At 64.6% G+C, this 26,002-nt stretch carries 12 protein-coding genes; 6 read left to right on the forward strand and 6 right to left on the reverse strand.

Annotation, left to right across the window (positions count from 1 at the left end):
• Together MKK04_RS19880 and MKK04_RS19885 are read right to left on the reverse strand one after the other, a co-directional pair.
• Nucleotides 1-7,824, reverse strand: coding sequence for a non-ribosomal peptide synthetase (locus MKK04_RS19880; protein WP_241105908.1), 7,824 nt, complete (start codon nucleotides 7,822-7,824; stop codon nucleotides 1-3).
• Nucleotide 7,825: 1 nt separating this feature from the next.
• Nucleotides 7,826-14,293, reverse strand: coding sequence for a non-ribosomal peptide synthetase (locus MKK04_RS19885; RefSeq protein WP_241105909.1), 6,468 nt, complete (start codon nucleotides 14,291-14,293; stop codon nucleotides 7,826-7,828).
• 493 nt (nucleotides 14,294-14,786) lie between these two features.
• Here MKK04_RS19885 and MKK04_RS19890 point away from each other — a divergent pair, with 493 nt between their 5' ends.
• Nucleotides 14,787-15,731: an RHS repeat-associated core domain-containing protein gene (locus MKK04_RS19890; protein WP_241105910.1), complete on the forward strand. Its 945-nt coding sequence runs from the start codon at nucleotides 14,787-14,789 to the stop codon at nucleotides 15,729-15,731.
• Nucleotides 15,732-15,903: 172 nt separating this feature from the next.
• On the opposite strand, the gene MKK04_RS19895 is transcribed toward MKK04_RS19890, so the two are convergent.
• Nucleotides 15,904-16,164 carry a DUF3077 domain-containing protein gene (locus tag MKK04_RS19895; protein WP_015271332.1) on the reverse strand — a complete coding sequence of 87 codons (261 nt, stop codon included), beginning with the start codon at nucleotides 16,162-16,164 and terminating at the stop codon, nucleotides 15,904-15,906.
• Between the two features lie 644 nt (nucleotides 16,165-16,808).
• A complete protein-coding gene (locus MKK04_RS19900) occupies nucleotides 16,809-17,792 on the reverse strand; it encodes a TauD/TfdA family dioxygenase (protein WP_241105911.1) in 984 nt (327 codons plus the stop codon).
• A gap of 181 nt (nucleotides 17,793-17,973) precedes the next feature.
• Here MKK04_RS19900 and azu point away from each other — a divergent pair, with 181 nt between their 5' ends.
• Complete coding sequence (gene azu, locus MKK04_RS19905; protein WP_063912959.1) at nucleotides 17,974-18,423, forward strand: azurin; 450 nt, start codon at nucleotides 17,974-17,976, stop codon at nucleotides 18,421-18,423.
• 32 nt (nucleotides 18,424-18,455) lie between these two features.
• Nucleotides 18,456-20,108 carry a cyclic peptide export ABC transporter gene (locus MKK04_RS19910; RefSeq protein WP_207830839.1) on the forward strand — a complete coding sequence of 551 codons (1,653 nt, stop codon included), beginning with the start codon at nucleotides 18,456-18,458 and terminating at the stop codon, nucleotides 20,106-20,108.
• Nucleotides 20,109-20,353: 245 nt separating this feature from the next.
• Here the strand turns inward: MKK04_RS19910 and MKK04_RS19915 are convergent, their stop codons facing one another.
• Both MKK04_RS19915 and cysK read right to left on the reverse strand, forming a co-directional pair.
• Entirely contained in the window at nucleotides 20,354-21,289 is a 936-nt protein-coding gene (locus MKK04_RS19915) for an aspartyl/asparaginyl beta-hydroxylase domain-containing protein (RefSeq protein ID WP_063912961.1), read from the reverse strand.
• A gap of 173 nt (nucleotides 21,290-21,462) precedes the next feature.
• Nucleotides 21,463-22,437 (reverse strand): cysteine synthase A, encoded by a 975-nt coding sequence (cysK, locus tag MKK04_RS19920; protein ID WP_241105912.1) that lies wholly within the window; start codon nucleotides 22,435-22,437, stop codon nucleotides 21,463-21,465.
• Between the two features lie 134 nt (nucleotides 22,438-22,571).
• On the opposite strand from cysK, the gene MKK04_RS19925 reads away from it, so the two are divergent.
• From MKK04_RS19925 to MKK04_RS19935, 3 genes are all read left to right on the forward strand, one after another.
• Nucleotides 22,572-23,645: a DUF748 domain-containing protein gene (locus MKK04_RS19925; RefSeq protein WP_207830836.1), complete on the forward strand. Its 1,074-nt coding sequence runs from the start codon at nucleotides 22,572-22,574 to the stop codon at nucleotides 23,643-23,645.
• Between the two features lie 210 nt (nucleotides 23,646-23,855).
• Complete coding sequence (locus MKK04_RS19930; RefSeq protein WP_013973748.1) at nucleotides 23,856-24,701, forward strand: AAA family ATPase; 846 nt, start codon at nucleotides 23,856-23,858, stop codon at nucleotides 24,699-24,701.
• A 13-nt stretch (nucleotides 24,702-24,714) separates the two neighbouring features.
• Nucleotides 24,715-25,893 (forward strand): vWA domain-containing protein, encoded by a 1,179-nt coding sequence (locus tag MKK04_RS19935; RefSeq protein WP_013973749.1) that lies wholly within the window; start codon nucleotides 24,715-24,717, stop codon nucleotides 25,891-25,893.
• Nucleotides 25,894-26,002 lie beyond the last annotated feature (109 nt).

Genomic DNA, 26,002 nt, shown 5'->3' on the forward strand with positions numbered 1-26,002 from the left:
TCAAACTGCCTCAAGCTCATTCATGAAATCGTGGAACTCGTCCAGGTCTGCCGTGCATTCGGTAATTGCTGCGCTGACGGCGGCGGCGTAGTCACCAAGGTTGTCGGTCTGGAAAATCAGGGCCAGGGGTGTATCCGCACCCAGTTCCATCTGCAGGCGCGCCACCGCTTGCGTGGCGAGCAGGGAATGCCCGCCAAGCTGGAAGAAGTTGTCGCTCAGCCCGACCCGCTCCAGCTTCAGCACATCCGCCCAGATCGCCGCGATCTGCTGCTCCAGATCACTCTGGGGCGCGATGTACTCGCCCTGCAACTGACTGGCATCCGGCTGCGGCAGGGCCTTGCGGTCCAGCTTGCCGTTCGGCGTCACTGGCAGTTTGCCAAGCAGCAGCAGGTGCGCCGGCACCATGTAGTCCGGCAAACCGGCCTTCAGCGCCTCGCGCAGGCTGTCGCGCAATGCACCTTCGTCTTGCGAGCTGTCGGCAGGCACCACATAACCCACCAGCTGCTTGCCGCTTGGCCCGTCCAAGGCCAACACCACGGCTTCCTGCACGCTCGGCAGCTCCAGCAGGCGCGCCTCGATCTCGCCCAGTTCGATGCGCAGGCCGCGGATCTTCACCTGGTGGTCGATGCGCCCGGCGTAGTCGATCACACCATCGGCGCGGTAGCGCGCCAGGTCGCCGGTGCGGTACAGGCGCCCGCCATTGTCGCTGAACGGATCCGGCACGAAGCGTTCGGCAGTCAGCGCCGGGCGCTGGTGGTAACCACGGGCCAGGCCGACACCGCCGAGGTACAGCTCGCCGGCACTGCCGCGTACCGCCGGTTGCAGGCTGCCTTCGAGGATGTGGGTCTTGAGGTTGTCGATCGGCTGGCCGATCGGCACGCTGATGCTTTCGTCCGGCTGGCAGGTCCAGTGGGTGACGTCGATCGCCGCTTCGGTCGGGCCGTACAGGTTGTACAGGCCCGCCGCCGGCAGGCGCTGCAGGGTCTGGCGGGCCAGCTCGGCCGGCAGTGCTTCACCGCTGCACACCACGCGCTTGAGGCTGACGCAGCTTTCGACCGCTTCGTGGGTCATGAACGCCTGCAGCATCGACGGCACGAAGTGCAGCGTGCTGATGCCGTAATGGTTGATGGTTTCCACCAGTAGCTGCGGGTCGCGGTGCGCGCCCGGCTGGGCCACCACCAGGCGTGCCCCGGTCATCAGCGGCCAGAAGAACTCCCACACCGACACGTCGAAGCTGAACGGGGTTTTCTGCAGCACGCTGTCGCTGGCGTCCAGGCCGTAGGCCTTCTGCATCCACCACAGCCGGTTGACCAGCGCCTGATGGCTGTTGCCAGCGCCCTTCGGGCGACCGGTGGAGCCGGAGGTGTAGATCACGTAGGCGAGGTTCAGCGGCGCCACGTCGATGTTCAGGTTGGCATCGCTGTAGCCGTCGAGGTTCTCGGTATCCAGGTCCAGGCTGCGCAAGCCGGCCGGGATCGGCAGGGCTTGGTGCAAGTGCGACTGGGTCAGCAGCAAGGCGATGCCGCTGTCCTCGAACATGTAGCTCAGGCGGTCCTGGGGGTACTCCGGGTCCAGCGGCACATAGGCGCCACCGGCCTTCACGATGCCCAGCAGGCCGATGACCATCTCCAGGCTGCGCTCCATGGCGATGCCCACCAGCACGTCCGGGCCCACGCCCTGCTCGCGCAGCTTGTGCGCCAGCTGGTTGCCACGGCGGTTGAGCTCGGCATAGCTCAGGGTCTGCTCGCCAAAGGCCAGCGCCGGCGCGTCCGGGGTGGCGAACACCTGGGCTTCGATCAGCTGGTGGAGGCTGCGCTCGTCCGGGTACGTCGCCTGGGTTTCGTTCCAGCCTTCGACCATTTGCTGCTGTTCTGGCAGGCCCAGCATTGGCAGCTCGCCCACCACCGCGTCGGCATTCTCCACCAGCGCTTGCAGCAGGTTGGCAAAGTAGCCAGCCAGGCGGCCAATGCTCTCGTCGCTCCACAGCGCACGGTCGTGGCTGTACTGCATCGACAGCGTGGTGCCCAGTTCCACCACCAGGGTCAGCGGGTAGTTGGTCTGCTCCTGCACGGACACGTCGCCGAAGCGCAGGCCACCGGGCGCGCCCTGTTGCAGCGCCTCGGCCACCGGGTAGTTCTCGAACACCAGGATGCTGTCGAACAAGGCGTCACCGCCCTGCCCCGCCCAGCGCTGCACGTCGTACAGCGGGGTATGCTCGAACTCGCGCACGGCCAGGTTGCCGGCCTGCACCTGGCCGATCCATTCGGCCACGGTCTGCTCGGCACGCGGGGCGCCAATCACCGGCAAGGTGTTGATGAACAGGCCGATCTGCTCCTCTACGCCCGGCAGGTCTGCCGGGCGGCCGGCGACCGTGGCGCCGAAGCACACGCTGGCCTGGCCGGTGCAGCGCTGCAACAGCAGCAGCCAGGCCGATTGCACCAGAGTGTTGACCGTGACCCGGTTGGCCCGGGCGAAGGCTTCGATGCGTGCGGTCTGCTCGCGGTCGAAGGCCAGGCGGTGGTCGCCATGGCCGCTGCCGTTTGCGCCTGCGCTGCCGGCGATGGCCTGGGCCAGACGGGTCGGCTCGTCCAGGGCCGCAAGCTGGCCTTTCCAGAAGGCTTCGGCAACGGCCGCGTCCTGGCCCTGCAGCCAGGCGATGTAGTCGCGGTAGTGCGTGGCCTGGGCCTGCGGCGCCAGGCCGGCATAGCGCTGCAGCACTTCACCCAACAGGCGCGAGGTGCTCCAGCCGTCCATGAGGATGTGATGGTTGGTATAGATCAGGTGGTGGCGGGTATCGCCCGTGCGCACCAGTACCAGGCGCAGCAGCGGCGCGGCAGACAGGTCGAAGCCGCGCTGGCGCTCACCCTCGGCCAGTGCCTGCAATGCCTGCTCCAGCGCCGGCTGGCCACGCCAGTCGTGCTCGCTGCACGGCAGTTCGACGGCCTTGCGTACCACCTGCACGGCCTGCTCCAGCTCGCCCTGCAGGATGAAACCGCTGCGCAGGATGTCGTGGGCATCGAGCGTGGCCTGCCAGGCCTGCTGGAAACGCTGCACATCCAGCCCGTCCACATCCACGCGCAGCTGGTTGATGTAGTTGCCGGCCTGCTGGTCGTAAAGGGTGTGGAACAACATGCCCTGCTGCATGGGTGACAGCGGGTACACGTCGGCGATCTGCCCGGGCTCCAGCGGCAGGCTGTCCAGTTGCGCCTGGGTCAGCGCGGCCAGCGGGAAGTCCGACGGTGTCACGCCCTGGTGCCGGGTATCGCAGCAGTGCTCGACCAGCTCTGCCAAGGCCTGCCCGTAGGCCTGGGCCAGCTTCTCGATGGTGGCCGGGTGATGAACGTCGGCGCTGTAGGTCCACTCCAGGAACAGCTCGCCGCCGTACACCTGGCCGGTGATGCTCAGCCAGTTGCCCAGCTGTGCGCCGGCACATTGGGTACGGCCTGCACTTTCCCCGCTCGGGGTGAACAGGGTGCCGGCCTCGGCATCGAAGCTGGTATCGAACTGGCCCAGGTAGTTGAAGGTGACACGGGCCTGGGTGGCACGCTCGAGCCGGTCACGCACTTCAGCATCGCCGAAGTAGCGCAACAGGCCGTAGCCGAGGCCTCTGTCCGGCACGCCGCGCAGTTGCTCCTTGATCGCCTTGATCGACTGGCCAAGGTCCTGGGCGGGTGTGAGGCGCACCGGGAACAGGCTGGTGAACCAGCCCACGGTGCGGCTGAGGTCGAGGTCGTCGAACAGGTCTTCGCGGCCATGGCCTTCCAGCAGTACCTGCACGTTGTCCCGTGCGCTCCACTGGCAAAGGGTGCGCGCCAGCGCGGTCAGCAGCAGGTCGTTGATCTGCGTGCGGTAGGCCGCCGGGGCCTGTTTCAGCAGCTTGGCAGTGCGCTCGGCATCCAGCCGCGTGGCGGCGGAGCGGGCATGGGTGTTGGCCAGGCTGCCCTGCGGGTTGTCACGCGGCAGTTCGCCGTGGTCGCCGGCCAGGGCCTGCAGCCAGTAGTCGCGCTGTGCATGCAGCGCCGGGCTGCCGGCATGGCTGACCAGGCGCTCGGCCCAGGTTTTTACCGAGGTGGTCTTGGCGGGCAGGCTCACGGCCTGGCCGTTCAGCAGTTGCCGGTAGGCCGCTTGCAGGTCTTCCAGCAATACCCGCCACGACACGCCGTCGACCACCAGGTGATGGACTACCAGTAGCAGACGCTGTTGGCCATCGGCGAAGTCGAACAGTTCGGCGCGCAGCAGCGGCCCGTGCTCCAGGTTCAGGCTGGCCTGTACCTGGTTGCCGGCGGCGTCCAGTTCATTCAGTGCGGCCAGGTTGCGCTGGTGCAGCAGTGGTGCATTGGCCAGCGGCTGGAAGCGCGCCTGCCACTGGCTTTCGCCACGGCTGAAGCGCAGGCGCAGGGCATCGTGCTGCTCGACCACGGCGCGCAGGGCTGCCTCCAGGTGTTGCACCTGCACCGGGCTGGCCGGCTTGAGCAGCACCGACTGGTTCCAGTGCGCCGGCTGGGCGATCTCCATCTCGAAGAAACGCGCCTGGGCCGGCAGCAATGCCACCTCACCGCTGGTGGCGGTGTCCACGGCTGCGGCCGCAACCGCTTGCTTGGGCTCGATGCGCTTGGCTACCTGGGCCAGCTGGGCGATGGTCTGTTGTTCGAACAGCTGCTTGGGGGTGATCCTGATGCCCTGGCGTTTGGCCCGGGCGATGATCTGCAGGCTGAGGATCGAGTCGCCGCCCAGTTCGAAGAAGTTGTCGGTGCTGCCGACCTGCTCCAGCTTGAGCACATCGGCCCACACTGCGGCCAGCTTTTCCTCGATTTCGCCTTGCGGCGCCACATAGCCACGGCTGACCGCGCCCGGTGCCGGCAAGGCGCGCTTGTCGAGCTTGCCGTTGGCAGTCAGTGGCAGGCGCTCCAGCAGCAGTATCTGCGCCGGCACCATGTAGTCCGGCAGGCGTGCCTGCAGTTGCGCCTGCAACTGCTGCACGGTCACGCCTGCGTCGGCTACCCCGTAGGCCACCAGTTGCAGGCGCTCGGCGTCGCCCTCCAGCGGCAAGGCCAGTACCACGGCCTCGCTGACACCGGGCAGGCCGGCCAGCACCCGGCCGACTTCACCCGGCTCCACACGATAACCACGGATTTTCACCTGGTCGTCAGCACGGCCAATGAACTCGACCAGGCCATCGGCAGTGAGCCGCGCGCTGTCGCCGGTGCGGTACAAGCGGGCACCACCCTCGGTCGGCACGAAGCGTTCGGCGGTCAACGCTGGCTGGCCCAGGTAGCCCTGGGCGACGCCTTGCCCGCCCAGGAAAAGCTCACCGGGCACCTGCGCCGCCAACGGGTTGAGGTAGCCATCCAGCACCTGGGCGCAGGCGTTGCCCAGCGGGCGCCCGACCGGCACCGTGCGGCAATCTGGCAGCGGCTGACCCGGCTCGAAGGTGAGCACGCCGACAGTGGTTTCGGTCGGGCCGTAGTGGTTGATGACCCGGCAGGCCGGGCGCAGCTCGCGGACCTTTTCCAACAAGCCCCAACTGCATGCCTCGCCCCCCAGGATCAGCGCTTCGGCGGGCAGCACATCGGCGGCGCGAGCCGCTTGCAGCAGCCCTTGCAGGTGGCTCGGCACCAGCTTGAGCACGCCGACCTGGTGCTGCGCCATGTAGCTGGCGAAGCCATCCGGGTCGAACGCCAGTTCCTGCGGTAGCAGGTGCAGCAGGCGGCCCGAGGCCAGGGCACCGAACAGCACGGTGTGGCCCAGGTCGGCCGCGGTGGTGGAGACCATCGCCATGCTCGCTGCGGCCGGCAGTTGCAGGCGCTCCAGCACCGCCTGAATGTAGCTGGCAAGTGCGCCGTGGCTGACCACCACGCCTTTCGGCTGGCCGGTCGAACCCGAGGTGTAGATCAGATAGGCCGGTTGTTCGGCGGCGATGGCCACTTCGACCGGGCTGTCACTGCAGGTAGCCCAGGCGGTGTGATCGCAGGCAATCAGCTGCACGCCGTCCAGGCCAGCAAAGCGCAGGTCGCCCGGTTCGTGCATCAGCACGGCGGCGCCACTGTCGGCAACCAGTTGTTGCAGGCGCTCCTGCGGTTGCTGGGTGTCCAGCGGCAGGTAGGCGGCACCGGTCTTGAGCACTGCGAGCAAGGCGCTGATCCAATCGATGGAGCGCGGCAGGCACAGGGCAACGATGCTGCCGGCACCGACGCCGTGCTGGCGCAGGTAGTCGGCCAGGCGGTTGGACGCCGCCTCCAGCCCGGCCTGGGTCATGAACCGGTCACCGGCACGCACACCGCCGTGGGCCTGGCCTTGCGCCAGTGCCTGGCGCCACAGGGCGAGGAAGTTGCCGTACGGGTAGGCCTGCGTGGCCGCTGGCAGCAGCGTCGCCACTTGCGGGCTATCGACGATCGCCTGCTGCGGGTCGCGGATCAGCGCATCCAGCACCTGGCGCAGCGAAGCGGCCATGCGTTCGATGGTGGCCTGTTCGAACAGGTCGGTGGCGTAGGTGAAGTAGCCTTCGATGCCGTCAGCCTTGTCGGAGAAGTCGAACGCCAGGTCGAAGCGGGCATCGCCACCATCACGGGCAAAACCTTCCACCTCCAGCGCGCCCAGGCGCCTGCGCCCTGCATCGCTGGCGGCCACGTGCTGGTTGATCTTGAACTCGAACAGCGGGTTGTGGGCCAGGTTGCGCTCGGGCAGCAAGGCATCGACCAGGTGCTCGAACGGCAGTTCCTGGTGCGACTGGGCGCCGCCGATCACGTCTTTGACCTGCTCCAGCAACGCGGCGAAGGTGGCGCGCTCGTCCACCTGAACACGCAACACCTGGGTGTTGATGAAGAAGCCGATCAGGCCTTCCAGCTCCTTGCGGTTGCGCCCGGCGTTCGGAGCACCGATGCGGATATCAGCCTGGCCGCTGTAGCGCGACAACACCACCGCCATGGCCGCCAGTACCAGCACGAATAACGTGTGGCCACCCTTGCGCGCCTGGCTGCGCAGGGCCTCGGCCTGCTCGGCGCCAATGTCCACGCGCACCACCGCGCCACGCTGGCTGGGCGTGGCCGGGCGCTCGAAGTCCAGCGGCAGGCTCAGCACCGGCTGCTCGTCGCCCAGCTGGGCCTGCCAGTAGGCCAGCTGGCGCTGCGCTTCACCGGCCTCAAGCCAGGCGCGCTGCCAGATGGCGTAGTCGGCGTACTGGATCGGCAGCGCCGGCAACTCGGCCTGCCGGCCTTCGGCCAGGGCGCTGTACAGCTGGATGAATTCCTGCACCAGCACATCGCTGGACCAGCCGTCGGAGATGATGTGGTGCATGCTCAGCGCCAGCACGTGGTGATCGGCGGCCACGCGCAGCAGGGTCACCCGCAGCAGCGGACCGGTCAGCAGGTCGAAGGGCTGCTTGAGGGCCGCGTCCACGGCCACGCTCAGCGCTGCCTCATCGGCGGCACCGTCGAACATCACCAGTTCCAGCGCCAGCGGGCAGTGCTCAAGGATTTCCTGGTGGAACTCGCCCTCCTCCGAGGCGAAGCGCGTGCGCAGCGACTCGTGGCGTTGCACCAGCGCATCCAGCGCCTGTTGCAGCACCGCCTGGTCCAGGGCGCCCTTCAGGCGTACCGCCATCGGCACGTTGTAGGCCGGGCTGTCGGGCTCCAGCTGCCAGAGAAACAGCAGACGCTGCTGGGCGTAAGACAGCGGAATACGCGCCAGGCCCTGGCGCGCAGGCACGATGGGCAGCAGGCGGAAGCTCTGCCCGCTGGCCTGCATCTTTTCCAGGATCTGCTGGCGTTGTTCCACGGGGAGGCCAACGAAACGTTGGGCGATGCGTTGTGCGGCAGTGAGTTCCATGTCAGGCCTCTGTGAATGCATTCATCATTTGTTCGATATCGCTCAGGCCGTCGTCGGAGAGCGACAGGCCCTGTTCGTCCAGCGCCTGGGCGAACGCGCGCAATTCGGGGTGGCTGAAGATCAGCCGCAGGGGGATGTCGAGCCCCAGCTCGACGTTGATCCGCGACACGGCCTGGGCCGCCAGCAAGGAGTGGCCGCCCAGTTCGAAGAAGTTGTCGTTCAGGCCGACCCGGGCAACGTTGAGCAACTGCGCCCAGATGCTCGCCAGCTGCTGTTGCCGCTCGGTCTGCGGCGCCTGGTAGTCATGCTGTGGCTGGTTCGGGTCGGGTAGCGGCAGGGCCTTGCGGTCGAGTTTGCCGCTGGGGGTCAGCGGCATGCTCGGCAGGGTCACCAGGTAGGCCGGGATCATGTAGTCCGGCAGCCTGGCCTTGAGGTACTGCTTCAGGGCCAGGCGCAGATCGCCGCGGTAGCCTTCGGCCGGCACCGCGTAGGCGCACAGCTGCTTGCCACTGGGCAGGTCGATGGCCAGCACGGTGGCTTCGCGTACGTCCGGGTGCGCCCGCAGGTACTGCTCGATCTCGCCCAGCTCGATACGGAAGCCGCGCACCTTCACCTGGTGGTCGACCCGGCCGCGATAGGCCAGCTGACCGTTTTCGTCATAACAGCCGAGGTCGCCGGTGCGGTACAGACGGCCACCACCAACCGGGTCGAACGGGTCGGGGATGAAACGCTCGGCGGTGAGTGACGGCCGCTGGTGATAACCGCGCGCCAGGCACCCTGCCCCGCCAATGAACAGCTCGCCGGGCACGCCTACCGGTGTCGGCGCCAGGCCGTCGTCCAAGGCATGCAAGGTACGCCCCGGCAAGGCACGGCCGATCGGCACGCCACCCTGGCTGACCTGCTCCACGGTCATCTGCGAGCAGTCGTAGGTGGTGGCGACCACGGTGGCTTCGGTCGGGCCGTAGGTGTTCAGCAGACGCACCGCTGGCGGGCCATCGGCCAGCCAGGCGCGCAGGGCATCTTCCGGCACCGCCTCACCCCCCACGTGAATCTGTTTCAGCCGGCTATAGGCCTCGGGGGCTCGGCGCTCCAGCGCCAGCAGGCGCCAATAGGCCGCCGGCAGGTCGGCCACGGTCACGCCGTGGCGGTTGATCTCGTCCAGCAGGATGGCGGTATCCCACAGCCGCAGGTCGCGCAGCACCACACAGGCGCCCTGGGCCAGCGGCGGGAAGAACTGCTCGATGAAGCCGTCGAAACTGACGGTGGCGAACTGCAGCACTCGATCATCCGGGCTGAGGCGCGAATAGTCGCCGGCCACCTGGCAGAACACCGACAGGGCCTGGTGGTCGATGGCCACGCCCTTGGGCATGCCGGTGGAGCCGGAGGTGTAGATGACATAGGCGAGGTTGTGCGGTGCAGCCAGGTTGGCCAGCGGCTCGGCGGGCCAGGCATGCAGCCACTCGGTGCCCGGTTCCAGTACCACGCAGGGCAGTTGCTTGCCCGCTTGCAGGCGCTCACGCGAGGGCGCGTCGGCCAGCAGCAGGCCGATGTTGCTGTCCTCGACCATGTAGGCCAGACGCTCTTGCGGGTAGTCCGGGTCCAGCGGCACGTAAGCGCCACCTGCCTTGTGAATGGCGACCAGCGCCAGGGCCATGCCCAGGCCGCGCTCGACGGCCACGCCGACCAGGCAATCCGGCCCCACGCCCAGCGCCCGCAGGCGGTGGGCCAGCTGGTTGCTGCTGCGGTCCAGTTCGGCATAGGTCATCTGCTGGTCGTCGAAGATCAGCGCCAGCGCATCCGGCCGCTCACGCGCCTGGCGCTCCAGCAACTGGTGCGCGCACAAGCCGCTGCCAGCCAGGGGTGCCGGGTTCCAGCCGTAGGTCAGCTGCTGGCGTTCGACACTGCCGAGGAAGTCCAGCTCGGCAATGCAGCGCTGCGGTTCGGCGCAGATGGCTTGCAGCAGTGCTTGCCAATGCCCGGCCATGCGCTCGATGCGTGCGGCATCGAACAGGTCGGTGGAATAGTTGAACGAAGCGGTTACGCCATCGGAGCGCTCCAGGGTGTTGAGCGAAATGTCGTACTGCGCGCCCGGCTCCTGCAGGTCCACTTCCTTGACCTGCAGGCCGTGCAAGGCATCGCTGGAAACCTGCTCGCCAAGGTCGCGCAGGTGGTTGTACAGCACCTGGAAGAACGGGTTCACGCCCTGGTCGCGCTCCGGGTACAGCGCTTCGGCTACCTCCAGGAACGGTACATCCTTGTTGGCCTGGGCCTGCAAGGTGGTTTCCTTGATCGCCGCCAGCAACTGCGGGAACGGCTGGCTGCCATCGACACTGATGCGGGCCACCACCACGTTGATGAAGAAGCCGATCAGCCCCTCCAGCTCCAGGCGATTGCGGTTGGTGACCGGCACGCCGATGTTGAGCGTGCCCTTGCGGCTGTAGCGCGACAGCACGATGGCATACGCCGCCAGGAACACATGGAACAGCGTGGTGTTGGATGCCACCGCCAGTGCCCGCAGGCGCTCGGTGAGGGCCTGCGGCAGGCGCACGTCGAAGCGGCTGCCCTGGTAGCTTTTGACCTGTGGGCGAATGCGATCGGCGGGCAGTTCCAGCACTTCGAAGTCGTCTTCCAGGCGGGCCTTCCAGTAGCCGATCTGCGCCTGCATCTGCCCCTCGGCCAGCCACTTGCGCTGCCAGGCGGCGAAATCGGCGTACTGCACCGGCAGCGGCTCGAGGGTTTGCGCCTGGCCCGTGGCGGCGGCGTTGTAGGCGGCGGCGAACTCGCGCACCAGCAGGCTCATCGACCAGCCATCGGAAACGATATGGTGCAAGGTCAGCGACAGCAGGTGCTCCTGTGCATGCACCTTGAACAGCCGGGCACGCAGCAGCGGACCGCGCTCCAGGTCGAACGGCACGAAGGCTTCGGCTTCCAGCTTGCGCATCTGCGCGGCGTGGTCCTGGCCGCTGAGGTCTTCGAAAGCGATCGGGACCGTGGCCGCCGGCAAGATGCGCTGCCAGGGCAGGCCGTCGGCCTCGACGAACACTGTGCGCAACGATTCATGGCGGGCCACCAAGGCATCCAGTGCGGCCTGCACGGCGGCGCGGTCGAGGTGGCCCTGCATGCGCACGGCCATCGGCGTGTTGTAGGCCAGGCTTTCGGGGTTGAGCTTCCAGAACAGCCACTGGCGGTTTTGCGAACGGGACACCGGCAGGGGTTGCTGGCGGTCGAGGATTTCGATGTCCAGGCCCGCGCCCTGCTCGCCTTCGGCCACAGCCTGGGCAAAGGCCTGCAGGTCGACGGTGTCGAACAGGGTGCGCAGCGGGATATCCACGCCCAGTTGCTTGCGTATCCGCGATACCGCCTGGGTGGCCAGCAGCGAATGGCCGCCAAGGGCAAAGAAGTTGTCGCTCAGGCCTACCTGCGGTACTTGCAGGACTTGCGCCCAGATCTGCGCCAATTGCGTTTGCAGCGGGGTCTGCGGCGCCTGGTAGGCCACCTGGGTGGCGACGGGCTCCGGCAGCGCCTTGACATCGATCTTGCCGTTGACCGTGACCGGCAGGTGCTCCAGCACCATCAGGTGGGTCGGCACCATATGCTCGGGCAGCAGGCTTTTGAGGCTGGCGCGGATCGATTCCTGCCAGGCCAGGCTGTCGGCCGGCATCTGGCTGGGCACCAGCCAGGCAGCCAGTTGCAGTTGCGGCGCCTGGCCATGCACGCGAACCAGGGCATTGGCAACGCCATCCAGGGCACGCAGCCGGTTTTCGATTTCGGCCAGTTCCACGCGATAGCCACGGATCTTCACCAGGCCATCCATGCGCCCGGCAAACTGCAGGTCGCTGCCTTGGCGTACCCAGTCACCGCTGCGGTACAGGCGTTGGCCGTGGCTGCCGCTAGGGTCGGGGACGAAGCGCTCGGCGGTGAGTGCCGGACGGTTCAGGTAGCCACGGGCCAGGCCGGCGCCGCCGATATACAGCTCACCCTTGGCCTTGGTCGGCAGGGCTTGCAGGCAGTGGTCGAGCACCGCGACGCGGGTGTTGGCCAGCGGCTGGCCGAGGCTGGCCTGCTCGTTCAGCTCGGCGACCAGCACACCGACGGTGGTCTCGGTCGGGCCGTAATGGTTGAACACCTTGAGCGCCGGGGCCAGGTTGCGGACCTTGCCCAGCAGGCTCGGGCTGATGGCCTCGCCGCCGAGCACCAGGCACTGCGCCGGCAGCGCCGAGCGGCCTGCCACCAACATGGCCTCCAGGTGCGACGGTACGATCTTCAGCGCGTCTACCTGGTGCTCGGCCAGGTAGGCGGCGAAGCCTTCGGCATCCAGCACCTGCTCGCGTAACAGCAAATGCAGGGTGTGGCCGCCGCACAGGGCGCCGAACAGCATGGTGTGGCCAAGGTCGGCAGCCGGGGTCGAGACCTGGGCCATGCTGCGGATACGCTCGACCGGCAAACGCGCGCTGACGCCTTCGACGTAGTTGGCCAGGGCGCCGTGGCTGATCGCCACGCCCTTGGGCTGGCCGGTGGTGCCGGAGGTGTAGATCACGTAGGCCAGGTTGGCCGGTGCCGGGACGATGCGGGCGGCGCGGCCATTGCCGGTTTGCGTCCAGTCCAGACGCTGCACGCTCTCGGGCAGTTCGGCCTGCCAGTCATCAGGCGCCAGCAGCAGGCGCGCGCCGCTGTCGGCAAGCATGTAGGCCAGGCGTTCGGCCGGCTGCTCGGGCTCCAGTGGCAGGTAGGCGCCACCGGCCTTGAGCACGCCGAGGATACTGGCGAGCATGCCGACACTGCGGTTGGCCAGCACGCCGACCAGTGTGTCCGGCCCTGCTCCGGCTTCCACCAGCCGACCTGCAATGGCCTCGGCGCGGGCATCGAGCTCGGCGAAGCTGGCCTGCGCGCCCGCAGCCATCACCGCCGTGCGCTCGGGGTGGCGCTTGGCGGCGGCGGCAAAGCGCTGGTGGACCAGCAGCGTTGCGTCAGCCTGCGCAGGCGCGCCAATGGCAGTAGCCAGGCCTGGTAATGGCAGCTCGCCGACTGCGCCACCCGCCTCGTCGGCCAACGCCTGCACCAGGGCCAGCCACTGCTCGCCAAGGGCTTCGACGGTGGCCGCATCGAACACGTCGGTCGCATAGGTGAACGCTGCGTGCAGCTGCCCCGCTCGCTCATGGGTATCCAGCGCCAGGTCGAAGCGGGCGCTGTGCTTTGCCAGCACGACCGGCGCCAGGCTCAGGCCGGAGCGGGTCTCGATGGCCTGCACATCCGCCACCTGCGCCTGGTGGTTGAACAGCACGCGGAACAGCGGGCTTTCGCTGCTGCGCGGCAGGTCCAGGGCTTCGACCAGTTGTTCGAACGGCAGGTCCTGATGGCTTTGCGCGCCCACGGCGGTTTCGCGCACGCGCTGCAACAGACCGGCGATGTCCAGCAAAGGGTCGATTTCGGTGTGCAGTACCTGGGTATTGATGAAGCAGCCGATCAGCCCTTGGCTTTCGGCGCGGTTACGGTTGGCGATAGGCACGCCGACGCGGATCGCCGACTGGCCACTGTAGCGTTGCAGCAGCAGCTTGAAGGCGGCCAGCAGGACCATGAACAGGGTGACGTTATGCTTGCGTGCCAGGCCGCGCAGGCGTTCGGCGACATCGGCGGCGATGGGGAACTCGTAGCGCGCGCCGCGATAGCTGGGGCGGCCCTGGCGGTTGCGGTCCAGTGGCAGCGCCAGCGGTGAATGGTCGTCGCCCAGGCGCGCCTGCCAGTAGGCCAGCTGGCGCTCCTGCTCACCGGCCTGGAGCCAGCTGCGCTGCCACAGGGCGTAGTCGCGGTACTGGATCGGCAGCGGTTCCAGGCGGGCTTCGCTGCCGGCCACGGCGGCGTCGTACAGGTGCAGGAATTCGTCGATCAGCACGTTCATCGACCAGCCGTCGGCGACGATGTGGTGCAGGGTCAGCAGCAGAATGTGCTCCTGTGCCGCCAGTTGCAGCAGGCGTACACGCAGCAGCGGGCCGCTGGCCAGGTCGAAGGGGGCCAGGGCTTCGGCTTCGGCGATGGTTTCGATGGCGGCCTGACGGGCCACCTCGTCCAGGCCGGCCAGGGCATCCTGGTGCAGCTGCAACGGGGCGGCGCTGGCATCGACCTGCTGGCGCACGTCATCGCCGTCGGCGACAAAGCGGGTGCGCAGGGTTTCGTGGCGGGCCACCAGGGCATCGAAGGCATGCTGCAGGGCAGCCAGGTCCAGCGGGCCATTCAGGCGCACGGCCATGGGCAGGTTGTACGCCGCACCTTGTGGGTCGAGCTGCCAGAGGAACCACATGCGCCGCTGGGCGTACGACAGCTGGTCACGCTCGGCCACCTCCACCCCGGGCGCGATCGGCAGCACGGAAAAATCCATGCCCTCGCCCTGCAGCGCCTTGAGGAACAGGCGGCGCTTGTCGGGGCTGAGTTCGATGAAGCGGCGGGCGAGCTTGAGGGTTTGGTCGGCATTCATGTCGAGCGGTGTCCTGGCAGTCGAGCGGTAACTGTCAGACGAAGGTGTGGGGGGTTGATTTAGGGGGGCAGCAGGTAGGCGGTGCCGAGCCACCAATGTGTGAGCACCATCGATCAGTGTAGGAGCGGGTTCACCCGCGAACGCGGTGGCGGCTGCGGCGGTGACTGGCCTGGGATATTGGCCAGCAGGCCCGGCCCTTTCGCGGGTAAACCCGCTCCTACAACGTGCTGTGCCGAACCACCGAGGTGTGTGTGCACCACCGATCAATGTAGGAGCGGGTTCACCGCGAATGCGGTGGCGGCTGCGGCGGTGGCCAATTCGATTTTCCTGCGGGAGCGACGGTTCGCCGCGAAGATGCCAGGAACCGACTGGCACTTCCAAAACCATGTATTTTGACAAAGAATTTCTATTATCAAACTGACAGTAATGCCAGTTTAAAAACAGCCATACACATGCAAGAGTACCTGAACAACCCCTGACAGGAAGATCACCCATGAACAACGGCTCAACAGAAAAACACTTTTTTTTCTACAATTCAGAACACATCTCAACTTTGACCACACCAACACAAAGTACACGGGTTCTTCGCCATCATTACCCCGCCGCAGAAATTATGCATACTGACGTGCAGACACAGAATACTTTGATCTCGACTGACAACCACTCCAGCACAACACGCGCAAGAAACGCAGACTTCGATGAGACCTTAACGTATTCCCCGTATGGAAACTCCCCTACCGGGAGCAACCCGACACTTCTAACAAACTTCAACGGCGAAATGAAATACTTTTCCAGCTTATATGCTTTAGGCCAAGGACGAAGATTTTACAGCACGGCATTTATGAGATTTCTCTCGCCTGACATCATGAGCCCTTTCATTCCTGGCAACCTAAACTCCTACTGCTATTGCAGCGGCGACCCTGTAAATTACTTTGATCCCAGTGGGTTTATGCGGGCTTCTTTCAAAACTCCGAACCCGAGCCCTGCTACAAAAAAAATAGTTAAGATACCTGCAGGCCCCCATTATCAGCATACATACGACGCCAGTGAAACTCCGGCATTCAAGCCAATGCATGGCAAGGCAACAAAGGGCGTGCTAAAAAACAACGCACACCCACAATCATCGCGCCCACCAGCACGATCGGCCCGCGACCTTGAAATTGACCGTTTGGTAGCGTTAGATCCAGAAAGTTCAGAGTTGAGTGACGCAATTTACGCTCAGGAGCAAACAGTCGACAACTTTCGAGACCGCCTAGTAAAAGAGAAGCTCGACGAACTACAATCCAAAAATTATACAATCGAAAAAAACATTCTTACCCGACTAATGACGGCCACTAACCGGGAAGTAATTGCAAACAAAGAAATCAGACAAGACAATGATACACGCGACCTTACCAAGCGAAAGTATCGATGGATAGGTTTCCCTGAAGAAAAATGAGTATCACAGTCACGCCATCAATAACTTCAAGTTGGACCCTAGGGATTCTCCAATCAAGTCAGCACAGGCCGTCTGACCTGTGCTGACTTGATTGGAGAATCCCTAGGTCAAATTTTCAGCGGTATTTCTGGAACACCGCACTAGCTATAGGCTGGTACAGCCATAACAATGATCAGCGCAGCAAACCCAACTCGGCATCATCCAGCAGCGCCTTGGCCATGGCTGCGAAGTAATGCGAAGCCCAGAGCATCTGCTGATCGCCGTCCATCAAACCGGTCAGTGACAAGTCGCGTGCATAGCCCATCAATTCCGAGGCTTGCTCCCGGGCGCTGCGGCAGGGGATGCCCTCAGCGATACGGAACAGTGGATGGGTTTGGCCTTCGCCTTGGTAGAAGTAGGTGACACCGGGGGTGGTTTTGGTTTCGTCGGTCATGGAATGGTCATCATATGAGTTATGTGCCACCCGTCCGTTTCCACACATTGGGGTGACAGCTGCACACGGGGTGGAAAACCAGGCATATGATGAACCCGGTAGGCCCGAAAGCCTCCCGCGTACAGCTGTCGTGTCAACAATCATCATATGTCTTGCCAGGTTTCCACACCCGATCGCTGAACCGTCAGCGACAGGCAAAGCCTAGAGTGCGGGATTTGCAGGAACAATCAGACGCGTGTCGACAGAGGTTGTAGGGTATTTCGCAGGGGGTGGAGTTGCCAGTCCCGAGGCGTAGGAAGAGTCTGGGATTTTTGTAGGTTGCTGGGGGCATGTCTTGAGAATGCGTCAGGGCTGACAGGTGTTCGCCATGACAGGTTCAGCGCCTATGAGATCGAGCGCCGCCCGCGCGGCGCATCGCGAGCGAAGCTCGCTCCTACATTTGTTTCGGGCCAGTATTGCCTGTGCCAGCGCGCGCGGCCGCCTTGTTTGTCCCACACGATATCCAGTCGAACGCCAAGGGGCCGCGCGCCAATGCCTCAGGAATAATTGGCCCGAAACAGATGTAGGAGCGAGCTTCGCTCGCGATGCGCCGCGCGGGCGGCGCTCGATCTCACAGGCGCCACACCTGCCAAGGCGAACACCTGTCAGCCCAACACCTCCCTATGCCCCTGCGCCATCGCCACCACCACCTTGCGCTTGCCGGTAAACGGCGACCGCGCATGCGCCGCGAGCATGTTATCCAGCATCAGCACATCGTTCTCCAGCCAAGGGAAGCTGATGGTGCATTCATCCAGCACCCCACGCACTTCATCCAGCAGTGAATCCTCGATGGTCGTACCGTCGCCGTAATACACGTTACGCGGCAGGTCCTCTTCCTCGACGATGTCCATCAACGACTCGCGCACTTCTGGCTGCAGGTTCGACACATGGAACAGGTGCGCCTGGTTGAACCACACGTCCTCCCCGGTCACCGGGTGACGCGCCACCACCTGGCAGCGCTGACGGGTGCGCAATTCGCCGTCATCCTTCCAGATGCACTCGATGGCATGCGCCCGGCAATAGGCCTCGACCTGGCGCGGGTCTTCAGTGTTGAACACCTGCGACCATTCCACATCAAGGCCGTTGCCGTAGTTGCGCACGTACATCAGCCCCTTCTCCACCAGCCGCTCACGAATACGCGCCGGCATGCTCCGGTACACCTCGCGGCTGTCGGCAATCGGCGTCTGGCCACCGGTCTCGGCGGGGATCACGCTGTAGAACCAGATCTTCATCGGCCATTCCAGGGTATAGGCCTGCTCGTTGTGCAGGGGGATGCTCTGGTGCGCCGGGTACTCGGTGGAGGTGTACACACCCTTGGTCACGTTGCTGCGCGGGGTGGAGCCAAACTCGTAGTTGAGCAGCGGGTGACCGAAAGAAGCGGCAAACTGGCGGAACGCTTCGGCACCACCCACCTCGAACCCGCGAAACAGGATGCCGCCGGCCTGCAGCAGGTGCTGGTCCACCAGCGGCTGCAACTCGGCAAAGGCTTCCAGCAGGTCGATACCCGGCTCCGACGCGCGTACCAGCAGCGGCAGGTTGCCGCGCGCGGCGTCCAGGGGTTCGATCGCAAAGCTCAGCAGTTCACTCATGTCCGGTCACCTCAAGCCAGGGCCGCATAGGCGGCGAAATCGGGATGTGCGCCATGTCGGCGCCTGACTAGATGAACGAGCGGGCCATGGGGAAATTCACCAGGGCCACACACACAGGTAAAGCTGGCACGCGCCGGTTCGTCTGAACGATGTGCACCCGTTTATCGCCCAGGAACCGTACATGACTCGCCAGCTTCTGCTCCTCGCCCTGCTCGCCGCGGCCCCTGCCGCGTGGTCGGCAGAGCCATGCGCCGTGGAAATCCATGGCACCGACCAGATGACCTTCGACAAGGCCGCCATCAGCGTGCCCAAGGCCTGCACCGCGTTCACCGTCACCCTCACCCACCCCGGCGCCATGCCGAAGAACGTGATGGGCCACAACTGGGTGCTGAGCACCCAGGCCGACATGCAGGGCGTGCTCGACGACGGCCTGAAAGCCGGCGAAGCGCAGGACTACGTGAAGCCCGGCGACACCCGGGTCATCGCCCACACCCGCCTGATCGGCGGCGGTGAAACAGACAGCGTCACCCTCGACACCCGGTCGCTCAAGGCCGGTACCGCCTACAGCTTCTACTGCTCGTTCCCGTTCCACAGCACCTTGATGAAGGGCACCCTGACCCTCGGCAGCTGACCCCGCCCACTTCACCAGCGAGATCACGCTTCATGAAAACCTCCTCCCCCGGGGCCATCCGCGAATTGCTGGGCCTGCTGAAACCCTACCGCCCGGCGGTAATCGTCTCGGTGCTGCTGGGCATGCTCGGCGGCCTGGCCGTGACCGCCCTGCTGGCCACCGTCAACCAGGGCCTGCATGCGGCGGGCGGCATGAGCCAGGGCGTGATCCTGGCCTTCGCCGGCCTGTGCGTGCTGGCCCTGGTCAGCAGTGTGGCGGCCGACAGCGGCACCAACTACGTAGGGCAGAAAGTCATCGCCCGATTGCGCAAGGACCTCGGCGCCAAGGTGCTGTCGGCCCCCATCGAGCAGATCGAGCGTTACCGCACCCACCGCCTGATCCCGGTGCTGACCCGCGACGTCGACACCATTAGCGACTTTGCCTTCGCCTTCGCTCCGCTGGCCATCTCGCTCACCACCGTGACCGGCTGCATGGCCTACCTGGCCTGGCTGTCGTGGCCGATTTTCCTCATCACCCTGGCAGCCATCGGCATCGGCAGCGGCGTGCAGTACATCGCCCGGCAAAAAGGCGTTGCCGGTTTCAACGCTGCCCGCGATGCCGAAGACAACCTGCAAAAGCACTACTCGGCCATCGCCGAGGGCGCCAAGGAGCTGCGCATCGACCGCCGCCGCCGCCACGCCATGCTGACCCGCAACATCCAGGGCACCGCCGACTTCATCGCCAACACCCATATCCGCGCCATCAACATCTTCGTCGCGGCCAAGAGCCTGGGGTCGATGCTGTTCTTCGTGGTCATCGGCCTGACCCTGGCCCTGCAATCGCTATGGCCGAGCAACGACCCGGCGGTGATGAGCGGCTTCGTGCTGGTGCTGCTGTACATGAAAGGCCCGCTGGAAACACTGATCGGCAACCTGCCTATCCTCGGCCGCGCCCAGGTGGCGTTCCGTCGCATCGCCGACCTGTCCGAGCGCTTTTCCTCGCCCGAGCCGCACCTGCTGCTGGAGCCGCCGGTCAAGCGCGCCGCCCCGGCCAGCGCGCACCTGGAGCTGCACAACGTCGAGTACGCCTACCCGCCGGTGGACGGCAACGAGCCGTTCCGCGTCGGGCCGGTGAACCTGAGCATCGAACCGGGCGAGATCCTGTTCATCGTCGGCGAGAACGGCTGCGGCAAGACCTCGCTGATCAAGCTGCTGCTGGGCCTGTACACCCCGCAACGCGGCGAAGTGCGCCTGAACGGCAAGGCCGTCGGCCCGGAGGGGCTGGATGACTATCGCCAGCTGTTCACCACGGTGTTCGCCGACTATTACCTGTTCGACGACCTGCCCGAGCACGAGCACAGCCTGCCCAGCGATGCCACGCGCTATCTGGAGCGGCTAGAGATCGCCCACAAGGTGAGCGTGCGCGATGGTGCCTTTACCACCACCGACCTGTCGACCGGCCAGCGCAAGCGCCTGGCACTGGTCAATGCCTGGCTGGACGGGCGGCCGGTGCTGGTGTTCGACGAATGGGCGGCGGACCAGGACCCGACCTTCCGCCGGGTGTTCTACACCGAGCTGCTGCCGGACCTGAAGCGCATGGGCAAGACCATCATCGTGATTTCGCATGATGACCGGTATTTCGATACGGCGGACAAGGTGGTGCACCTTAGCCGAGGGAAAGTGGTCGAGGCGTTGGAGCCGGCTTGAGACAGCAAAGGGGGGGCTGCCCCCCCTCATCAACCACAATCTATAATCGCTCTATAGTCTGTCTATAATTCCCTATAAACACCGAACCAGAGTGGTTTCCTGAGAGGACGCCGGGGGTCGCTTTGCGCCCCTGTCGCGACACAAGGCCGCTCCCACAGATGCTGCGCAATTCCAGGAAGTGGCGCGGTAGCTGTGGGAGCGGCCTTGTGTCGCGATGGGCTGCAAAGCAGCCCCAACCGGCAGAATCAGAACAACCAGCGATACAGCAGATACGCCACCACCGCCGCCAGCACCGGCCGCAGTACGCGGTAGGCCTTGGGGTTGGCGCGCTTGAACTGCTTCACCTGGCCACTGATCCGGTTGCTGAAGCGCTTGCTCCAGGCATACGCCTGGTTGATCCCGCCCACACGCTCGTCATCGGTGTTCTGCGGCGCAGTAGCACGGCCGAGGAAGGCGCTGACCTGGCGGTTGATGCGGGTCATCAGCGGGCTGCTCAGCGGGCGTTCGATGTCGCAGAACAGGATCACCCGGGTGACGTCGGTCTCGTTCTTGACCCAGTGCACGTAGGTTTCGTCGAACATCACATCCTCGCCATCACGCCAGGCATATTCCTCGCCATCGACGTAGATGCGGCAAGCATCGGAGTTGGGGGTGGACAGGCCAAGGTGGTAGCGCAGGGAACCGGCGAACGGGTCGCGGTGCGGGTTCAGGTGGCTGCCGCCGGGCAGCAGGGCGAACATCGCACCCTTGACGTTGGGGATGCTGCTGACCAGCTCGACGGTGCGCGGGCACAGGGTTTCGGCCGACGGCAACGGCTTGTCGTACCACTTCAGGTAAAAGCGCTTCCAGCCTTTCTTGAAGAACGAACCAAAGCCGGCGTCGTTATCCTTCTCGGCGGCGCGGATGTAGCCCTCGTCGAACAGGCGCATGGCCTCTTCGCGGATTTCCTGCCAGTTGTCCTTAAGCACGTCCAGCTCGGGGAAGCGCTGGCGGTCCAGGTAGGGCTTGGACGGTACGCCGGAGAACAGGTACATCAGGCTGTTATAAGGGGCGAACAGCGCCGAATGGTTGACGAACTGGCGCAACACCGGCAGGCGAGCCTTGCCGCGCAGGTGCACGAACAGCACGCTGCCGAAAAACACCAGCAAGACACCCGCCTTGGCTGCAAAGGAAAAGGTCATGCTTTCACTCCTTGAGGAAGCAACAGGGGTACGCACCCTGCTCTCCGATAAATCATCCTGCCATCATAAACTGATGCCGCCGAGGTAAAAACAACCTGGGCGGCAACTCAATCATGAAGATTTTGCAATGAACCAAGCCGCCGAACGTTGCGCCGGATCAGCGGCAAGGCCGATTACTGCTGGTTTTCCTGCTCGCTGAACATGTCGCTGAACAGCATGCTCGACAGGTAGCGCTCGCCGGAGTCCGGCAAAATTACGACGATGGTCTTACCCTGCATTTCCGGCTTTTCGGCCAGGCGCACGGCTGCCGCCATCGCCGCACCACAGGAAATACCGCAGAGGATGCCCTCCTCCTGCATCAGGCGGATGGCCATGGCCTTGGACTCTTCATCGGTGACCGTCTCCACCTGGTCGACAATCGACAGGTCGAGGTTCTTCGGCACGAAGCCGGCGCCGATGCCCTGGATCTTGTGCGGGCTCGGCTTGAGTTCTTCGCCGGCCAGGGTCTGGCTGATCAGCGGCGATGCCGCTGGCTCCACTGCCACCGACAGGATCGCCTTGCCCTGCGTATGCTTGATGTAGCGCGACACACCGGTGATGGTGCCGCCGGTACCGACGCCCGCCACCAGCACGTCGACCGCGCCATCGGTGTCGTTCCAGATTTCCGGGCCGGTGGTTTTCTCGTGGATCGCCGGGTTGGCCGGGTTTTCGAACTGGCCCGGCAGGAAGTACTGGGCCGGCTCGGAGGCGACGATTTCATTGGCCTTCTCGATGGCGCCCTTCATGCCTTTGGCCGGATCGGTCAATACCAGTTCAGCGCCCAGCGCCTTCAGCACCTTGCGGCGCTCCAGGCTCATCGAGGCGGGCATGGTCAGCATCAGTTTGTAGCCACGGGCAGCGGCAACGAAAGCCAGGCCAATGCCGGTGTTGCCCGAGGTCGGCTCGACGATGGTCATGCCCGGCTTGAGCTTGCCGCTGCTTTCGGCGTCCCAGACCATGTTCGCGCCGATGCGGCATTTGACCGAATAACCCGGGTTACGCCCTTCGATCTTGGCCAGGATGGTCACGCCGCGCGGGGCAATGCGGTTGATCTGCACCAGCGGCGTGTTACCGATGGAGTGGGCGTTGTCTGCAAAGATACGGCTCATGGCAGGGGTCCTTGGCATGAATAAAAGCAGGGAAAGACCTCAAGGGTAAGCCCGGGCCGGTGGCCCGTAAAGCCTGTTCGAACTCAGCCAGACACGTTGCGGTCAACCGCACATCCTGCCTTGGAGACACTTCGATGAGAGCCCGTTATCGCTGGCCGTTGATCGGCCTGGCCAGCCTGATCGTGCTGTTGGTGGCGCTGCACCTGGCCCTGCCCTATCTGGTGCGCGACTACCTCAACGACAAACTGGCCGACATGGGCGACTACCGTGGCCAGGTGGCCGATGTGGACCTGGCCTGGTGGCGCGGCGCGTACCAGATCAACGGGCTGAAGATCGTCAAGACCACCGGAAAGGTGCCGGTGCCGTTTCTCGACGCGCCGCTGATCGACCTGTCGGTGAGCTGGCACGCCCTGTGGCACGACCGCGCAGTGGTTGCCGAAGTGGTGTTCGACCGGCCGGAGCTCAACTTCGTCGATGGCGGCAACAAACAGAACTCGCAGACCGGTCAGGGCACCGACTGGCGCCAGCAACTGGAAAAACTGCTGCCGATCACCCTGAACGAGGTTCGCATCGACAAAGGCGTGCTGACGTTCCGCAACTTCAACTCCAGGCCACCGGTCAACCTCAAGGCCACCCAGCTCGATGCCAGTATTCGCAACCTCACCAACATTCGTGACGAAAAGGGCCGACGCGATGCCAGCTTTGATGGCACCGCGCTGATCGTCGGCGAGGCCAAGGTGGAAAGTCGCGCCACTTTCGACCCCTTCAGCGATTTCGACGACTTCGAGTTCCGCCTGCGCGCCACCGGTATCGAGCTGCGCAAGCTCAATGACTTCGCCAGCGCCTACGGCAAGTTCGACTTCAATGCCGGGCACGGCGATGTGGTGATAGAGGCCGAGGCGACCGACGGCCGATTGAATGGGTATATCAAGCCACTGTTGCGGGATGTGGATGTGTTCGACTGGCAGCAGGATGTGCAGGAAAAGGACAAAGGCTTCTTCCGCTCAGTCTGGGAAGCGCTGGTGGGCGCGACCGAGACGGTATTGAAAAACCAGCCAAAGAACCAGTTCGCGACCCGTGTCGAGCTCAGCGGGAGCGTGCACAAGCAGGATATCAGCGCCTTCGAGGCGTTTTTGCAGATACTGCGCAACGGGTTCATTCAGGCGTTCAATGCGCGGTATGAGCGTGACGCGCCGGATTCCGACTAGGAGCGCGTGACGGGGCATTCAGGGACTGAATACCTGGTCTGCGTTTCCAGTCGACGAACCCCGCGTTATAGTCGGTGACAAATCAAAATATGTACTGCTTGTGCTGGCCTCTTCGCGGGTACCCCACCTTTCTTGAGGTTTGTGGAATACCTGTGGGAGCGGGTTTACCCGCGAAAGGGCCGGTGCAGGCTTCCAGCAGAGGACAGACCCATGAAGTTCGAAGGCACCCGCGACTACGTCGCCACAGACGACCTGAAACTGGCGGTAAACGCGGCCATCACCCTCGAACGCCCCTTGCTGGTGAAGGGCGAACCCGGCACCGGCAAGACCATGCTCGCCGAGCAGCTGGCGGCCTCGTTCGGTGCGCGCCTGATCACCTGGCACATCAAGTCCACCACCAAGGCCCACCAGGGCCTCTACGAGTACGACGCGGTCAGCCGCCTGCGTGACTCACAACTGGGCGTGGACAAGGTCCACGACGTGCGCAACTACCTGAAAAAGGGCAAGCTGTGGGAAGCCTTCGAGGCCGAGGAACGGGTCATCCTGCTGATCGACGAAATCGACAAGGCCGACATCGAGTTCCCCAACGACCTGCTGCAAGAGCTCGACAAGATGGAGTTCTACGTCTACGAAATCGACGAGACCATCAAGGCCAGACAGCGCCCGATCATCATCATCACCTCCAACAACGAAAAGGAGCTGCCGGACGCCTTCCTGCGTCGCTGCTTCTTCCACTACATCGCCTTCCCTGACCGCACCACCCTGCAGCAGATCGTCGACGTGCACTACCCGAACATCAGCCAGTCGCTGGTCAGCGAGGCGCTGGACGTATTCTTCGACGTGCGCAAGGTACCGGGCCTGAAGAAAAAGCCCTCCACCTCCGAACTGGTCGACTGGCTCAAGCTGCTGATGGCCGACAACATCGGTGAAGCGGTGCTGCGCGAACGCGACCCGACCAAGGCCATTCCGCCGCTGGCCGGCGCGCTGGTGAAGAACGAGCAGGACGTGCAGCTGCTCGAACGGCTGGCCTTCATGAGCCGGCGCGGCAACCGCTGACAGGAGCCGGGCCATGCTGCTCAACCTGTTCAATGAAATGCGCGCGGCCAAGGTGCCGGTGTCGGTACGCGAACTGCTCGACCTGCACCAGGCCCTGCAAAAGCGCGTGGTGTTCGCCGACATGGACGAGTTCTACTACCTCGCCCGCGCCATCCTGGTGAAGGACGAGCGCCACTTCGACAAGTTCGACCGGGCCTTCGCCGCCTACTTCAAGGGCCTGGAGAACCTCGACCGGCACATCGAGGCGCTGATCCCCGAAGACTGGCTGCGCAAGGAATTCGAGCGTTCGCTGACCGACGAGGAGCGCGCGCAGATCCAGTCGCTGGGCGGCCTGGACAAGCTGATCGAGGAGTTCAAGAAGCGCCTCGAAGAGCAGAAGGAACGTCACGCCGGCGGCAACAAGTGGATCGGCACCGGCGGCACCAGCCCGTTCGGCTCGGGCGGTTTCAACCCCGAGGGCATCCGCGTGGGCGAGGCCGGCAAGCGCCAGGGCAAGGCGGTGAAAGTGTGGGACCAGCGCGAATACAAGAACCTGGACGACCAGGTGGAGCTGGGCACGCGCAACATCAAGCTGGCGTTGCGCCGGCTGCGCAAGTTCGCCCGTGAAGGCGCTGCCGAAGAGCTGGACATCGACGGCACCATCGACCACACCGCACGGGATGCCGGGCTGCTGAACATCCAGATGCGCCCCGAGCGGCGCAACACGGTGAAGCTGCTGTTGCTGTTCGACATCGGTGGCTCGATGGACGCCCACGTCAAGGTCTGCGAAGAGCTATTCTCGGCGTGCAAGACCGAGTTCAAGCACCTGGAGTACTACTACTTCCACAACTTCGTGTACGAGTCGGTGTGGAAGAACAACCTGCGCCGCACCTCGGAGCGCTATTCCACCTTCGACCTGCTGCACAAGTACGGTGATGACTACAAGGTTGTGTTCGTCGGCGACGCGGCCATGGCGCCCTACGAGATTACCCAGCCGGGTGGCAGCGTGGAGCACTGGAACGAAGAAGCCGGGTATGTGTGGATGCAGCGTTTCATGGAGAAGTTCAGGAAGATCATCTGGATCAACCCGTATCCCAAGCAGGCCTGGGACTACACCGCATCGACCCATCTGGTGCGGGACTTGATCGAGGACAAGATGTACCCGCTGACCCTGCAGGGGTTGGAGGAAGGGATGCGTTACCTGTCCAAGTGATGTTGCCGGTACCGGCCCTTTCGCGGGTGAACCCGCTCCCACAGGTATTGCGCAAGCCTTGAGGCCTGTGGGGTACCTGTGGGAGCGGGTTCACCCGCGAAGAGGCCGG

It is taken from the genome of Pseudomonas sp. LS.1a, assembly GCF_022533585.1.
GTDB lineage: Bacteria > Pseudomonadota > Gammaproteobacteria > Pseudomonadales > Pseudomonadaceae > Aquipseudomonas.

Bases quoted from the DNA above. Each gene is read 5' to 3' on its own strand.
- MKK04_RS19890 (WP_241105910.1), top strand. From the start codon at position 14,787: ATGAACAACGGCTCAACAGAAAAACACTTTTTTTTCTACAATTCAGAA.
- azu (WP_063912959.1), top strand. From the start codon at position 17,974: ATGACTCGCCAGCTTCTGCTCCTCGCCCTGCTCGCCGCGGCCCCTGCC.
- cysK (WP_241105912.1), bottom strand. From the start codon at position 22,437: ATGAGCCGTATCTTTGCAGACAACGCCCACTCCATCGGTAACACGCCG.
- MKK04_RS19885 (WP_241105909.1), bottom strand. From the start codon at position 14,293: ATGAATGCCGACCAAACCCTCAAGCTCGCCCGCCGCTTCATCGAACTC.
- MKK04_RS19925 (WP_207830836.1), top strand. From the start codon at position 22,572: ATGAGAGCCCGTTATCGCTGGCCGTTGATCGGCCTGGCCAGCCTGATC.
- MKK04_RS19895 (WP_015271332.1), bottom strand. From the start codon at position 16,164: ATGACCGACGAAACCAAAACCACCCCCGGTGTCACCTACTTCTACCAA.
- MKK04_RS19910 (WP_207830839.1), top strand. From the start codon at position 18,456: ATGAAAACCTCCTCCCCCGGGGCCATCCGCGAATTGCTGGGCCTGCTG.
- MKK04_RS19915 (WP_063912961.1), bottom strand. From the start codon at position 21,289: ATGACCTTTTCCTTTGCAGCCAAGGCGGGTGTCTTGCTGGTGTTTTTC.
- MKK04_RS19935 (WP_013973749.1), top strand. From the start codon at position 24,715: ATGCTGCTCAACCTGTTCAATGAAATGCGCGCGGCCAAGGTGCCGGTG.
- MKK04_RS19900 (WP_241105911.1), bottom strand. From the start codon at position 17,792: ATGAGTGAACTGCTGAGCTTTGCGATCGAACCCCTGGACGCCGCGCGC.
- MKK04_RS19930 (WP_013973748.1), top strand. From the start codon at position 23,856: ATGAAGTTCGAAGGCACCCGCGACTACGTCGCCACAGACGACCTGAAA.
- MKK04_RS19880 (WP_241105908.1), bottom strand. From the start codon at position 7,824: ATGGAACTCACTGCCGCACAACGCATCGCCCAACGTTTCGTTGGCCTC.